This is a genomic window from Clostridium sp., from assembly GCF_018372875.1.
Taxonomy (GTDB): domain Bacteria; phylum Bacillota; class Clostridia; order Clostridiales; family Clostridiaceae; genus Clostridium.
The window spans coordinates 1-15,015 of the sequence record NZ_JAHAIF010000028.1 but is presented as its reverse complement, the minus strand read 5'-3'; the positions used below and the strand labels follow the sequence as shown (position 1 = coordinate 15,015).

The window sequence follows — 15,015 nt, the reverse complement described above, 5'->3', positions numbered from 1 at the left end:
GGTTTTTTAGTGCTAAAAAAAATAATTAAAAAAATGACAACTCCAGAGCAACGTGTAAAAATAAATCGTGTTTTAGGAAAGATGATGTCTTTTAAGCATAAAGAAAATTATTATAGACCGTATAAAGAGATAGTAGATAAAGATTCAGATGTATTTTTTGGATATTATGATATAAATCAATTTAGTGGTAATAACATAGCATTTTTGAAAGTAAAAAACGATAAATGTAAAATTTTTGTTCGCAAAAACGATGGAGGTGAACTTTATATAGATAGTACAAATGCATGGTGCTGGCAGCAAGGGTGTAGACTTAGATGGCATCCTTCTAAAGAAAATACATTGATGTGGAACGATTTCGATGGATATAAATATCATACTAGGACAAAAAATATTTATACAGGAAATGAAGAAATTATAGAATATCCATTTTATGATGTATCAAAAAATGGATATTACGGATTAGCAATAGATTTTGGACGATTAGGATATATGAGACCAGGGTATGGATATACCAATCTACCCAATAGAGATGAAGATGCATATGGAGGTATTGTGTTAGTTAATATGAATACATTTATTGTAGAGTCATTTGTTTCATATAACGATATTCTGAGTTTAATCCCACAAAAATTGGATCCTAAAATTTGCTATTTAAATCATTTGTCATTTAACCCATCAGGAAATAAATTTTTATTTTTCTTTTTAACAAAAGAGAGACTTCATAAAGCTAGATTATTTGTATATGATATTGATAAATCTGAATTGAAACTTTTAGAAAATGAATACTCTGTATCACATTATTGCTGGATAAATGATGATGAAATAATAGCAACTGCATATGATGAAAATAGAGATTGCAAATATTATTTATATAAGAAAGATGCTTGCAGAAAAATATTAATGCCGGATAAATTAACCGTAGATGGACATCCAACAATAATTAGCAAAGACATTATGATTACGGATACTTATCCTAATAATGAAGGCTTTCAAAAAGTTTTAAAGGTGGATTTTAACGAAAATAATATAGATGTAATTGCAGACTTATATAGTACTGTAAAATATTTAGGTGAACGTCGTACAGATTTACACCCAAGGGTAGATTTAGAGAATAAAAGAGTTGCAATAGATTCAAATGTAAATGGTAGAAGAAAAGTTTGCATTTTAGAGAGGTGTTTTTAATGAATCAGTTTTTTTCAACAGCAATATTAGTAATGGGGTATAATCGACATGAGCCATTAAGAAAAGTTTTAGAGGCATTAAATAAAATGAAAATTGATAGTAATGTAGATTTGATTATTAGTATTGATGGAGGAGGTACAACAAGTGTAAACAAATTGGTAAATGAATATAATTGGAGTTATGGTCAAAAAAAAGTTATTATTCATTCAACACGTCTGGGGCTTAAAAACCATTTTATTTGGGCAGGAGATCAAACGGAGTTTTATGATAGTATTCTTTTTTTGGAAGATGATATTATGCCAGCACCTTATGCTCTTGATGTTGTTAAACAAATGGTATCAAAATATTCTTCAGATGATTGTATCGCTGCAGGATCCTTATATTCACCACTTTTGTGCGAATTTGTTGGATCTAAATTTTACAAAATACATGATGGACAAGATGTCTTTTTTCTAGCACACCCATATTGGGGCACAATCTGGATGAAAAATGGTTGGAAGTTATTTAAGAAATGGTATGAAACCTATGAATATAATGAGAATTTATTACCTACAGCGGTATCACAGTGGAAAAATAATTCTTCTTTTAAAAAAATATTTATTCAATATTTAGCAGAAACTCAACGTACATGTGTATTCCCAAGAGTATCGTATGTAACCAATTTAGGTGTAGCAGGGGAGAATGCTCCCATGTCGACAAACTGTTATCAAACGGTATTGTCTTCATATAAGCCAAACTTAAGAATGCCAGAATACGCTCTTTCTGAAAGTAGCTATGATGTTTTTATGGAAATTCTTCCAAAAATCTTAAAGAAAAAATGCAGTGAACTAGAAAGTTATGACTTTTCTGTTGACTTAAAACAAACAAGAACATTTTTTTCAACACCATATATTTTAACTACTAGACCTGTAAAAAAAGCAATTATTACATTTAGCGGACGTATGAAACCTTTTGAAAGTGCAATATTTTTTAATATGAAAGGCGAAGGAATTAGTTTAGCGAGAACAGAAGATGTCATTATAAGGGATGAGAGGGATTTGATTGCGGCTAAAGATATTAGAGCTAATTATCCACTGGAACCAAAGACGATTTTATATTTGATGAAAATGGGATTTGTTAAATATATAAATCGCAGATATGCAAGCTTCAAAAAGAGGAGAAAATAATATGAAAAAAGAAGAACAATTAGCAAAAAATACAGCGATACTGACTGTAGGAACACTATGTACAAAAATATTAGCATTTATTGTAATACCGTTATTTAGTAGTTGGCTAAGCGTTTCAGATTATGGGAAATATGATTTATATAATACATATATTACTTTACTGATTCCTATTTTAACATTATCATGCGGAGAAGCAGTATTCAGATTCTTATTAGATACAAATGAGAATTTAAAAAGAAAATCTATAGTTTCATCTGCATTCTTTGTTGCGTTATTAGGAATTTTTATAGGAGCTTTCATAGTCGCTTCATTAATGATTGAAAATACGCCTATAAAAATTGCCTTTTTATTATTAATGGTATTTGAGATATTAAATAATTTTCTGCAAGCGTATATTAGAGGATTGAAAAAGTTAAAATATTATGCAATATCTAGTATTATAGTTATGATTTTTGCAACGGTATTTGTTACTATTTTTGTATTTTTCTTAAATATGGAATTACAAGGAATATTACTAGGATATGCGTTAGCATATTTAATTAGTTGTATATATCTGATAGTATCAGGAAAGTTTTTTAAATACATATCATTAAAATCAATTTCAAAAACAGAAATACAAAATATATTATACTATTCCATGCCTTTAATACCTAATACAATTTCCTGGTGGATTATGAATGTATCAGATAGATCAATTATAAAGCTATGGTTAGGTAGTAATGTATTAGGTATATACTCTATTGCATGTACGCTACCATCTGTATGTACAACTTTATTTGGTGTTTTTCAATTCTCGTGGCAACAGAGTGTATCGGAAACAATTGAAGATAAAGACAAAGAAGTTTTTTATAGTAAAGTATTAAATAAATTAATTATGGTAGTATCATCTATTGCTATTGCTGTTCTGAGTGTTAATTTTATCTTTTTTAAATTTATATTTGATCCAAAATATATCGATGGTTATTGGAGCGTAGGTATACTAATGGCGGCTACTGTATTATCATCGATTGCTGCATATTTTGGAGGAATATTTGTTGGTCAAAAAAACACAAAACATAATGGAGCTACTACGGTAATTACAGCATTAATAAATGTTGTTGTACATTTATCGTTAGTAAAGTTTATAGGAATATATGCGGCATCAGTTTCAACTTTTGTATCATACTTAGCATTAGTTATTATTAGAGTTAAAATTATAAATAGAACAATAAAATTGAAAATAGATAATGAAACAAAATGTGTGATCTTAATTTTGATATACTATTGTATTATACAGTACTTTCCAAATACAATATTAGAATTAATCAATCTACTAGTTGCATCAATAATATTTTTGTATGTCAATAAAAATACTCTAATAGGTATTTTGAAAAAATTAAATACTTATAAAAAATAATTATTTAATTGTAGTTATTTTAGTGTATATAATTTTGTTTACATATCAAATATTACTAAACACTATAATTTGATGCATTAAAAAAATTTATGGAGGGTTTAATAATGAGTTTATTTAAGAATAAGACTTTATTAATAACAGGAGGAACAGGATCTTTTGGTAATGCGGTGTTAAACCGTTTTCTTAAAACAGATATTGGAGAAATTCGTATTATTTCACGTGATGAAAAGAAGCAAGATGATATGCGTCATGAGTTTCAAGCAAAAATGCCGGAAGTAGCAAATAAAATTAAGTTCTTTATTGGAGATGTTCGTGATCTTGCATCTGTTAAAAATGCAATGCATGATGTAGATTACATATTCCATGCAGCTGCTTTAAAGCAAGTTCCGTCATGTGAATTCTTTCCTATAGAATCAGTAAAGACAAATGTTATAGGAACAGAAAATGTTCTTACAGCTGCAATTGAAGCAGGTGTTAAAGATGTTGTATGTCTTTCAACGGATAAAGCAGCATATCCAGTCAATGCTATGGGAACAAGTAAGGCAATGATGGAAAAAGTTATTGTTGCGAAATCAAGAACTGTAAAATCAGAAAAAACAAAAATAAGTTGTACACGTTATGGAAATGTTTTATGTTCTAGAGGATCTGTTGTACCTTTATGGATTGAGCAAATTAAAGCTGGTAATCCAATTACTATTACAGAACCATCGATGACAAGATTTATTATGACTCTTGATGAAGCTGTTGATCTCGTATTATTTGCTTTTGAAAATAGTACAAGCGGTGACATACTAGTACAAAAAGCTCCTGCATGTACTATAGAGGTTCTTGCTAAAGCAGTTACAGAACTATTTGCACCTGAAAGTGAAATCAAAGTTATTGGTATTCGTCATGGTGAAAAGATGTATGAAACACTTCTTACTAATGAAGAGTGTGCAAACGCTATAGATATGGGTGATTTTTATCGTGTACCATGTGATAAGCGTGACCTAAATTATGATAAATACTTTAAAGAAGGGGATATAGAGCGTAATACTCTTACAGAATTTAATTCAAGTAATACAGAGCTTTTAAATATAGAACAGGTAAAAGAAAAATTATTATCTCTTTCTTATATCAGAGAAGAGCTTGCTAAGTGGGAACAAGAAAAAAATAAATAATTTATAGTAAGATAAAATTTTTATTATAGATTGGAGAAATTATGAAGATATTAGTAACAGGAGCTAAAGGCTTCGTAGGAAAGAATCTGGTATCTAATCTTTATAATATCAAAGATGGAAAGAATCGTACCAGAGATTTAAAAATAGATGAAATTTTTGAATATGATATTGATACAGAACTTAGTTTATTAGATACATATTGCAAAGAATGTGATTTTGTATTTAATCTTGCAGGGGTAAATCGCCCTAAAGATCAGTCAGAGTTTATGACAGGGAACTTTGGATTTGCATCTACTTTATTAGATACATTGAAAAAATATAAAAATAATTGTACAGTCATGCTTTCTTCTTCTATACAAGCAACTTTAATTGGACGTTATGGTACTTCTGATTATGGGAAGAGCAAGCTGGCTGGAGAAGAGTTATTCTTTGATTATAGTAAAGAAACAGGGGCAAAAGTTCTTATTTATCGTTTCCCAAATCTTTTTGGAAAATGGTGTAGACCAAATTATAATAGTGCAGTAGCTACTTTTTGTAACAATATTGCTAATGATCTTCCTATTCAAGTAAATGATAGAAGTATAGAACTAGAACTTCTTTACATTGATGATTTAATAGAAGAAATGTTAGATGCATTAGAAGAAAAAGAACATCATTGTGAGTTTGATGGAGTAAAAGCAATACGAAATGAAGAGGGACGATACTGTTATGTTCCTACTACACATCATGCAACTTTAGGAGAAATTGTTGATTTGCTAGATTCTTTTAAGAATCAGCCAACAACTCTTGTTGTTCCAGAGATTCCGAATGATTCATTTGCAAAGAAGTTGTACTCTACATATCTTTCATATTTACCAAAGGAAAAGGTTAGTTTTCCTTTAAAAATGAATGTAGATGATAGAGGAAGCTTTACAGAACTATTGAAATCAGATAAATGTGGGCAAGTTTCTGTTAATATTAGTAAACCGGGAATTACAAAGGGAGAACACTGGCATAATAGTAAATGGGAATTCTTTATAGTTGTTTCAGGACATGGACTTATTCAAGAAAGAAAGATTGGAACTGATGAAGTGATTGAGTTTGAAGTGAGTGGTGATAAAATAGAAGCTGTACATATGTTACCAGGATATACTCATAACATTATAAATCTTTCTGAAACAGAAAATCTTGTAACTGTGATGTGGGCAAATGAAGCTTTTGATCCAAAGCATCCAGATACTTTTTTTGAAAAAGTAAATTCTTAAAACTAATATATTTGAGGTGAAGTGTATGGAAAACAAAGTTTCATTTAAAAACAATGGTAAATTAAAGCTTTTGATTATTGTAGGCACAAGACCAGAGATTATTCGTCTTGCAGCAGTTATTAAGAAGTGTAGAAAATATTTTGACTGTTTGTTAGCACATACAGGACAAAATTATGATTATAACTTAAACGGAGTATTCTTTCATGATTTAGAATTAGACGATCCAGATTATTATATGAACGCAGTTGGTAATGATCTTGGTGAAACTATGGGAAATATTATTGCAAAGAGCTATCAGTTAATGGTGGATGTAAAGCCAGATGCTGTGTTAGTTTTAGGAGATACAAATTCATGTCTTTCCGTAATAGGAGCAAAGAGATTACATATTCCAATATTCCATATGGAAGCCGGAAACAGATGTAAAGATGAATGTCTTCCAGAAGAAACTAATAGAAGAATTGTAGATATTATTTCAGATATTAATATGGCATATTCTGAACATGCGAGAAGATACCTAGCAGACTGTGGTCTTCCTAAAGAGCGTACTTATGTAACGGGATCTCCAATGGCTGAAGTATTACATGATAATCTTGAAAAGATTGAAGCATCAGATGTGCATGAAAAACTTGGGTTAGAAAAAGGAAAATATATTCTTCTTTCTGCTCATAGAGAAGAAAATATTGATACAGAAAAGAACTTCTTATCATTATTTAATGCTATCAATCAGATAGCAGAGAAATATGATATGCCTATTCTTTATTCATGTCATCCAAGAAGTAAAAAGAGATTAGAAGAAAGTGGCTTTAAACTAGATAATCGTGTTATTCAACATGAACCTTTAGGATTCCATGATTATAATTGTTTACAGATGAATGCTTTTGCAGTTATCTCAGACTCTGGTACATTACCAGAAGAATCTAGTTTCTTTACTAGTGTAGGTCATCCATTTCCAGCAGTATGTATAAGAACATCTACAGAAAGGCCAGAAGCATTGGATAAAGGATGCTTTGTTCTTGCAGGAATTGATGATAATGGATTATTACAAGCAGTTGAAACAGCAATAGAAATGAATAATAGTGGAGACTACGGAATTCCTGTACCAGACTATGTAGAAGAAAATGTATCTACTAAAGTTGTAAAGATTATTCAAAGCTACACAGGTGTTGTTAATAAAATGGTATGGAGAAAATTTTAGTTTGTATTAAAAATGTATAATACAAAATAGGTGAGGAAATAGAAATGTATAATGGAATAAATTTGGAAAATAAAAAAATACTGATAACAGGAGCGGCTGGTTTTATTGGATCAAATCTTGTATTAGAACTTTTAAAAACTAAGTCATCAGTTAATATTATAGGAATTGATAATTTAAATAATTATTATGATGTATCTATTAAGGAATATCGTTTAAATGAAATTAAGAAATTAGCTGAAGAATATTCTGATTCTAGTTGGACATTTATTAAGGGAAGTATTTCTGATAAAGAATTGATTAATAAAATATTTGATGAATATAAACCTGAAGTAGTTGTTAATCTTGCCGCACAGGCGGGGGTACGTTATTCAATTTCAAATCCTGATGCATATATAGAATCAAATCTTATTGGATTTTATAATATACTTGAAGCTTGTCGTCATTCTTATGATAATGGAGAATCTGGAGTTGAGCATTTAGTATATGCATCTTCTTCATCTGTTTATGGATCAAATAAGAAAATTCCATATTCTACGGATGATAAGGTAGATAACCCAGTATCCCTTTATGCAGTAACAAAAAAGAGTAATGAACTTATGGCTCATGCATATTCAAAATTGTATAATATTCCTTCTACAGGACTTCGCTTCTTTACAGTTTATGGTCCGGCAGGACGTCCAGATATGGCGTATTTTGGATTCACTAATAAACTTAGAGAAGGAAAAATAATAGAAATTTTTAATTATGGAAATTGTAAGAGAGACTTTACTTACGTAGATGATATTGTTGAAGGAGTAAAACGTGTTATGGAGAAGCCACCTGTGAAGGTTAAAGGTGAAGACGGATTACCTGTTCCTCCATATGCAGTTTACAATATAGGGAATAATCAGCCTGAGAATCTACTTGATTTTGTAGACATTCTTCAGCAGGAATTGATTAGAGCTGAAGTGTTACCTTCGGATTATGATTTTGAAGCACATAAAAAACTTGTTCCTATGCAGCCAGGTGATGTACCTATTACTTATGCAGATACGAGTGCTTTAGAAAGAGATTTTGGTTTTAAACCAAGTACAAGCTTGAGAGATGGACTGCGAAAATTTGCAGAATGGTACAAAGAATTTTATAGAGTCTAGAAAAAATGAGATAAAGAAAGGAAAAGAATATGAGAGAGTTTAAAGATTTAAAAATTGCAGTAGCAGGAACAGGATATGTAGGATTATCTATAGCAGTGCTTTTATCACAGCATCATAAAGTAACAGCGGTAGATATTATTTCTGAAAAAGTAGATTTGATTAATAATAAAAAATCACCGATTCAAGATGATTATATTGAAAAATATTTAGCTGAAAAAGATTTAAATTTGATAGCTACTTTGGATGCAGAGGAAGCATATAAGGATGCAGATTTTGTTGTAATTGCAGCTCCTACTAATTATGATAGTAAGAGAAATTTCTTTGATACATCAGCAGTTGAGGCAGTTATACAGTTGGTTGTAAAACATAATCCTGATGCTATTATGGTAATTAAATCTACAATTCCAGTAGGATTTACAGCCTATGTTAGAGAAAAATATCATTGTGATAATATTATTTTTAGTCCGGAATTCCTTCGTGAATCAAAGGCTTTATATGATAACCTATATCCATCAAGAATTATAGTTGGAACAGATATTAAAAATGATCGTTTGGTAAAAGCTGCACATACTTTTGCAGAGCTACTTCAAGAAGGTGCAATTAAAGAAAATATTGATACTTTATTTATGGGATTTACAGAGGCTGAAGCTGTTAAACTGTTTGCCAATACATATTTAGCACTTCGTGTTTCTTACTTTAATGAGTTAGATACTTATGCAGAAATGAAAGGTCTAGATACACAACAAATTATTGATGGTGTTTGTTTAGATCCACGTATTGGCTCTCATTATAATAATCCTTCTTTTGGGTATGGTGGATATTGTTTACCAAAAGATACAAAGCAACTTCTTGCTAATTATGAAGATGTTCCTCAAAATATGATGTCAGCTATTGTGGATTCAAATAGAACACGTAAAGATTTTATTGCAGATCGTGTTCTTCAATTGACAGGAGCTTATGAAGCAAATGATAACTGGGATGCATTAAAAGAAAAAGAAATTATCGTTGGAGTTTATCGCTTAACAATGAAATCAAATTCAGATAATTTCCGTCAATCATCAATTCAGGGAGTTATGAAACGTATAAAGGCTAAGGGAGCTACAGTAATTGTATATGAGCCAACATTAGAAAATGGTTCTACTTTCTTTGGATCAAAAGTTGTAAATGATCTAAACGAGTTTAAAGAAATGAGTCAAGCAATAATTGCCAATAGATATGATTCTATATTGGATGATGTGAAAGAAAAAGTTTATACAAGAGATATTTTTAAAAGAGATTAAAATATTCAAAGATATATTGTTAGGATTATTTCTATTAATATATCATATATATAGACCTGTGATTGTTCACAGGTTTATTTTGTGTGACAGGTATGATGAACAATATAATCGTAAAAAATTAGTGTCTTATAAAAATGAACTGTTTCATATGTTATATTACTTGATTTTATAATGCATAAAAAGTAAAATATACTTATGTAAACATTTTACGAAGAATTAAAAGTGAAAGGGAGTTAACTATGAAGGGGACGTATAGCTGTAAAAAGTTAGCTGAAAATTTTAAATTTAGTGGGGAGCTTATAAATTCAGAAAGACATATATGTGGTCATATAAATGATACTCATATATTAAAATTTAAGCAATCTGATGGAACGCTAAAGAAATATATTCTTCAAAGAATTAATACAGATGTTTTTCCAGCTGTTGATGAACTAATGAATAATATAGATGGTGTTACTAAACATATTTCTAAAAAGGTTCAAGAAGAAGGTGGAGACGTAACAAGAGAAGGGTTACGTTTAGTACCAACAGTAGATGAAAAGTTATATTATAGAACAGAAGAAGGGGACTGTTTTAGAGCTTATCATTTTATAGAAGGTGCAACAACTTATATGATGGTAGAAAATCCAATGGATTTTTATAAATGTGGAAAAGCTTTAGGAAAGTTCCAAAAACAACTTTCAGACTTTCCAGCAGATACTGTATATGAAATAATACCAGATTTCCACAATACAAGAAAAAGATATAATGACTTTCTTGAAGCTGTAAAAAATGATCCATGTGATAGAGTTAAAGATGTACAAGCTGAAATTGATTTTATAATGACAAGAGAAAAAGAAACTGGAGTTTTAGTAGATTTATTAAATGAAGGTAAGCTACCTCTTAGAGTTACTCATAATGATACAAAGTATAATAATATAATGATAGATGATGAAACGGGGGATGCAATCTGTGTTATAGATTTAGATACAGTTATGCCAGGTTTATCATTATATGATTATGGTGATTCTATACGTTCAGGAGCAACTACTGCTTTAGAAGATGAAGCAGATTTGTCAAAAGTTCATTTTGATATTAACCTATTTGAGTTATTTACAAAAGGTTTCTTAGAATCCTGTGGTGAAGCCTTAACTGAAACAGAAATTGAATATTTGCCTTTTTCAGCTAAGCTTATAACTTTAGAGCTTTCTATGAGATTCCTTATGGACCATATAAATGGGGATGAGTATTTCCAAATTCATAGACCAAACCATAACCTTGAAAGAGCAAGAAATCAATTAAAACTAGTATCTGATATGGAAGAAGCTATGGAGAATATGAAGGAAATAGTTAATAAGTATATTTTAAAGGTTTAGATTAATAGTCTAAATCTTTTTGTTTTATTAATTAATAAGTAATAAACTAGTAAGTTATATATGGTATAATTTATTAATGAAAAATATTAAATTGGGGGAATGCATATGAAGAGAAAAAGAAATAAGATTTTAATAATAATTGGTATAATTATATTGTTAATTTTAGGAGGAGCTTTTGGAACTTATAAATATATAAATAGAGTAAAAAATGTTAAGTTACAAGGCTCTAACGAAGAATTAAAAATATCACAAGAAACAGAAGAAAAGAGTACTAAGGAAAATATTGAAAATATATTGTTACTTGGTGTAGATAAGGAAGAAAATGCCTCAGATACGATAATGATATTATCTTTAGACAAGGATGATAATACAGCCAAACTTACATCAATTATGAGAGATTTAAATGTGGATTTAGGTGAATCTAATAAGGTTCATAAAATAAATTATGCATATCATTATGGAGGAGTAGAAGGAAGTGTTTCTACTCTAAATAAATTATTTGACTTAGATATAAACAAGTATGTTAAAATTGATTTTGAAGGATTAAAAAATGTTATAGATTATATTGGAGGCATAGAATTAAGTGTTACTGGAGAAGAAAGTAGGATTATAGGGTTAAGTAAAAGTGGTAATGTAAAGTTGAATGGAAAACAAGCATTAGAGTATTCGAGAATAAGAAAAATAGATAATGATTATTATAGAACTAATAGACAAAGAAAAGTTATAATGGCGATTTTTAACAAAGCGAAGAGTATAGAAGTGACAAGTTATCCAAAGATTATATCAGATTTATCTTCTAATATAGAAACGAATTTGTCAACTTTTGAATTACTTGATTTAGGTAAGGGAATAATGTCGATGAATGCAGAACAATTAGAAGGTTTTAGAATACCTATAGATGGATCCACAGAAGACTTAATGGATAAAGGTATCTACTATCTTGGATGGGATGAAGAAGTTAATAAAAAAGCATTACATGATTTTATATATGACGAACACTAAAATTGTTATATAAATTAATAACTAAAGGGAGGAATTAACATGTCAATATTAGTAGCTGGAGGAACAGGGTATATAGGTTCTCATACTTGTATAGAACTTATTAATGCTGGTTATGAGGTTATCATAGTAGATAATTTTTGTAATAGTAAACCAGAAGTATTGAAAAGAATAGAAGAATTGAGTGGAGTAAAACCTAAGTTTTATGAAGTGGATGTTCTAGATAGAGAAGCTTTATCAAAGGTATTTGATGAAAATAATATAGAGGCTGTTATTAACTTTGCAGGATTAAAGGCGGTAGGAGAATCTGTAGAAAAACCAATAGAATATTATAATAATAATATAACAGGAACATTAGTATTATGTGATGTTATGAGAAAGTATAATGTTAAAAAATTAGTATTTAGTTCATCTGCAACTGTATATGGAATGGAAAATAATGTTCCATTTAATGAAGAAATGCCTACTGCAAATGCAACTAATCCTTACGGTAGCACTAAATTATTCATAGAGCAAATTCTTAAAGATATTTTTATATCAGATAATGAATGGAGTATAGCTTTACTTAGATATTTCAATCCTATAGGTGCTCATGAAAGTGGAAGAATAGGAGAAGATCCTAATGGAATTCCTAACAACTTAATGCCATATATAACTCAAGTTGCAGTAGGAAAGATGGAATTCTTGAGAGTTTTTGGTGATGATTATGATACGCCAGATGGTACTGGTGTACGTGATTATATTCATGTTGTTGATTTGGCAAAAGGGCATTTAAAGGCTGTAGAGAAGATAATGGATACTAAAGGTGTAGAAGCTTATAATTTAGGAACAGGAATTGGATATAGTGTTTTAGATGTAGTGAAGAACTTTGAGAAGGCGTCTGGTCAAAAGGTGCCTTACAAAATAATGGAAAGAAGACCTGGAGATATAGGAATATGTTATGCAAACGCATCTAAAGCGTTAAAAGAGTTAGGGTGGAAAGCTGAAAAAAGTCTAGAGGATATGTGTAAAGATTCTTGGAGATGGCAAAAAAATAATCCTAAAGGGTATGATAAATAAAGTCTAATAAGTTTTTATATATGACGAATTGTCAAGCTAAGTGCAACATTTAGCTTGACAATTCGTTAAATACTTCTAAGGGGGGGATATCCAAGACATTTTCTTAGTCTATTGTTAAGATGACCTTCAACAATATCAACTCTTTTTGGGTAATGGTAGAAAAATCAAATTTCTTAGGAAAAAACTCTCTAATTAATCTATAGGTATTTTCATTGGTTCCTCTTTTCCAAGAACTATAAGGGTCAGCGAAGTATAAATTTACTTTTAAATTGGATTCTAAATATACATAGTCTGCAAATTATTTGCCATGGTCTAATGTAAAAATTTTAAGGGATTTTGAATCAAATTCATTTAGTGTTATCTTGCAATGTTCATTAAAAGTGATAGATTTCCTATTAGGCATTACTCTAATTTTAGTTAATCGTGTCTTCCTTTTAATAAAAGTTGAAAGACAAGCTTTAGACTTACCTCTGCTAGAAACAACAGTGTCTAATTCCCAATAACCTACCGTTATTCTTTTTCTAACCTCTTTAGGGCGTTGCTTAATTGTCTTTCCTATATTAAACTTACCTCGTGTTTCTTTAGGATTTAAGGATTTTCCTTTCCTGCGTAGCAGCTCAACAGAGCATTTATTTAATACGCCATTATATAGCCAATTATAGATACTACTAAATGCAATTTTTTATCAGTTCTATCAATTATAACACGACCAGAAATTTGCTCTGATGACCAATGGTTATTTAACTTCTATTGAAATAGTAGATTTGTTTCTATTAATCTCCTTAGCTATTTTAGATACATTTCAGCCTGAATTTAAATATTCTACTATACAACAACGTTAATTTCTAGTAATATGTTTATAGCTCATTCAGTCACGTGCTTTAAAGTGGTTTTTTTAGTCAATTATTACTTTAAAACATGAACGTGCCCGGATGGGTTATTTTTATGCTTAATTAGTGTTGCACTTGATATTGTAATTTATCATATGATAAAATTGTTATGTAAAAAAATAGAATAATATGGAGGTATAGTTGTGTATAAAAGAAATAAAAAACTAGCGTGTACTATAGCTTTAACAATAATTATGTCAATTAATACTGTATATAATTCTGGAATTATTGTATATGCTAGTCAAAATAATAATTCGTCTTTAGAATTTGCTATTGAAAAAAACATAAAAAATATAAATATAATATCTGATACAGAGGTAACTGTACAAGATGCGAAAAAATGGGCGAAAAATAATGGGGCTACAGAAACTTTTGTGAATTTAGCTGATCTGTATTGGAAGTATTCAAAATCAAATGGCAATGTAAATCCAGCTTTAGCATATGTACAAGCTGCACATGAGACAGGATTTGGAAGATTTGGTGGGGTTTTAGATGAATCGTATTATAATCCTTGTGGTATGAAGAATACTAATGCTGGAATCAATGATGATACTATAAAAGAAGCTCATAAAAGATTTGATAGTTGGGAGCACGGAGTGCTAGCTCATTTAGATCATTTAGCGTTATATGCTGGTTCAAGTGGATATCCTAAGAAGAATATTGAGCAATCTTATGTAGAAGATGGATTAGATAATGAATCGACTTATGATCCAAGGCATTTTGCCTATTTGGCTGGGAGTGCAAAAACTGCTTTAGACCTTTCTGGAAGTTGGGCAGCTGGGAATTATGGTGAAAAATTAATCAGATTCTATAATGAGTTAATAAAGGTAAATGAACAAAGTAGGAGAGGCTGGTACCATGATGATAACTATAACTGGTACTACTATAATGAAAATGGAGAGCTGCATAAAGGATGGCTTATATTACCAGAAGGAAAATACTATTTAGGTTCAGAT

The 15,015-nt window shown here is 29.8% G+C and carries 13 protein-coding genes; 12 read left to right on the top strand and 1 reads right to left on the bottom strand.

The window, feature by feature from the left end; genetic code table 11:
* Positions 1 to 9: 9 nt before the first annotated feature.
* From KIB46_RS10300 to galE, 11 genes are all read left to right on the top strand, one after another.
* Positions 10 to 1,182, top strand: a complete 1,173-nt coding sequence (locus KIB46_RS10300; protein WP_291671721.1) for a hypothetical protein — start codon at positions 10 to 12, stop codon at positions 1,180 to 1,182.
* Positions 1,182 to 2,348: a hypothetical protein gene (locus KIB46_RS10295; RefSeq protein WP_291671719.1), complete on the top strand. Its 1,167-nt coding sequence runs from the start codon at positions 1,182 to 1,184 to the stop codon at positions 2,346 to 2,348. Before KIB46_RS10300 ends, KIB46_RS10295 begins: the two co-directional genes overlap by 1 nt.
* A 1-nt stretch (position 2,349) precedes the next feature.
* Positions 2,350 to 3,744: an oligosaccharide flippase family protein gene (locus KIB46_RS10290; RefSeq protein ID WP_291671718.1), complete on the top strand. Its 1,395-nt coding sequence runs from the start codon at positions 2,350 to 2,352 to the stop codon at positions 3,742 to 3,744.
* A gap of 104 nt (positions 3,745 to 3,848) precedes the next feature.
* Positions 3,849 to 4,904, top strand: coding sequence for a nucleoside-diphosphate sugar epimerase/dehydratase (locus tag KIB46_RS10285; RefSeq protein WP_291671715.1), 1,056 nt, complete (start codon positions 3,849 to 3,851; stop codon positions 4,902 to 4,904).
* Between the two features lie 41 nt (positions 4,905 to 4,945).
* Positions 4,946 to 6,148 carry a capsular polysaccharide biosynthesis protein CapF gene (locus KIB46_RS10280; RefSeq protein WP_291671713.1) on the top strand — a complete coding sequence of 401 codons (1,203 nt, stop codon included), beginning with the start codon at positions 4,946 to 4,948 and terminating at the stop codon, positions 6,146 to 6,148.
* A 25-nt stretch (positions 6,149 to 6,173) separates the two neighbouring features.
* The gene (gene wecB, locus KIB46_RS10275) at positions 6,174 to 7,343 is read left to right on the top strand and encodes a UDP-N-acetylglucosamine 2-epimerase (non-hydrolyzing) (RefSeq protein ID WP_195271099.1); all 1,170 of its coding nucleotides are present in this window, start codon (positions 6,174 to 6,176) and stop codon (positions 7,341 to 7,343) included.
* A gap of 62 nt (positions 7,344 to 7,405) precedes the next feature.
* Positions 7,406 to 8,476: an NAD-dependent epimerase/dehydratase family protein gene (locus KIB46_RS10270; protein WP_291671755.1), complete on the top strand. Its 1,071-nt coding sequence runs from the start codon at positions 7,406 to 7,408 to the stop codon at positions 8,474 to 8,476.
* 29 nt (positions 8,477 to 8,505) lie between these two features.
* Complete coding sequence (locus KIB46_RS10265) at positions 8,506 to 9,756, top strand: nucleotide sugar dehydrogenase (RefSeq protein ID WP_291671705.1); 1,251 nt, start codon at positions 8,506 to 8,508, stop codon at positions 9,754 to 9,756.
* 239 nt (positions 9,757 to 9,995) lie between these two features.
* Positions 9,996 to 11,111, top strand: a complete 1,116-nt coding sequence (locus KIB46_RS10260) for a phosphotransferase (RefSeq protein WP_291671703.1) — start codon at positions 9,996 to 9,998, stop codon at positions 11,109 to 11,111.
* A 105-nt stretch (positions 11,112 to 11,216) separates the two neighbouring features.
* A complete protein-coding gene (locus KIB46_RS10255) occupies positions 11,217 to 12,113 on the top strand; it encodes an LCP family protein (RefSeq protein WP_291671701.1) in 897 nt (298 codons plus the stop codon).
* Between the two features lie 39 nt (positions 12,114 to 12,152).
* On the top strand, positions 12,153 to 13,169 hold the full coding sequence (galE, locus tag KIB46_RS10250; protein WP_291671699.1) for a UDP-glucose 4-epimerase GalE: 1,017 nt from the start codon (positions 12,153 to 12,155) through the stop codon (positions 13,167 to 13,169).
* Between the two features lie 298 nt (positions 13,170 to 13,467).
* Here the strand turns inward: galE and KIB46_RS16400 are convergent, their stop codons facing one another.
* Positions 13,468 to 13,848, bottom strand: a complete 381-nt coding sequence (locus tag KIB46_RS16400; RefSeq protein ID WP_363290415.1) for an IS30 family transposase — start codon at positions 13,846 to 13,848, stop codon at positions 13,468 to 13,470.
* A gap of 354 nt (positions 13,849 to 14,202) precedes the next feature.
* Here KIB46_RS16400 and KIB46_RS10245 point away from each other — a divergent pair.
* Positions 14,203 to 15,015: glucosaminidase domain-containing protein (locus tag KIB46_RS10245; RefSeq protein WP_291671697.1), on the top strand; the 813-nt coding region annotated here is incomplete at its 3' end.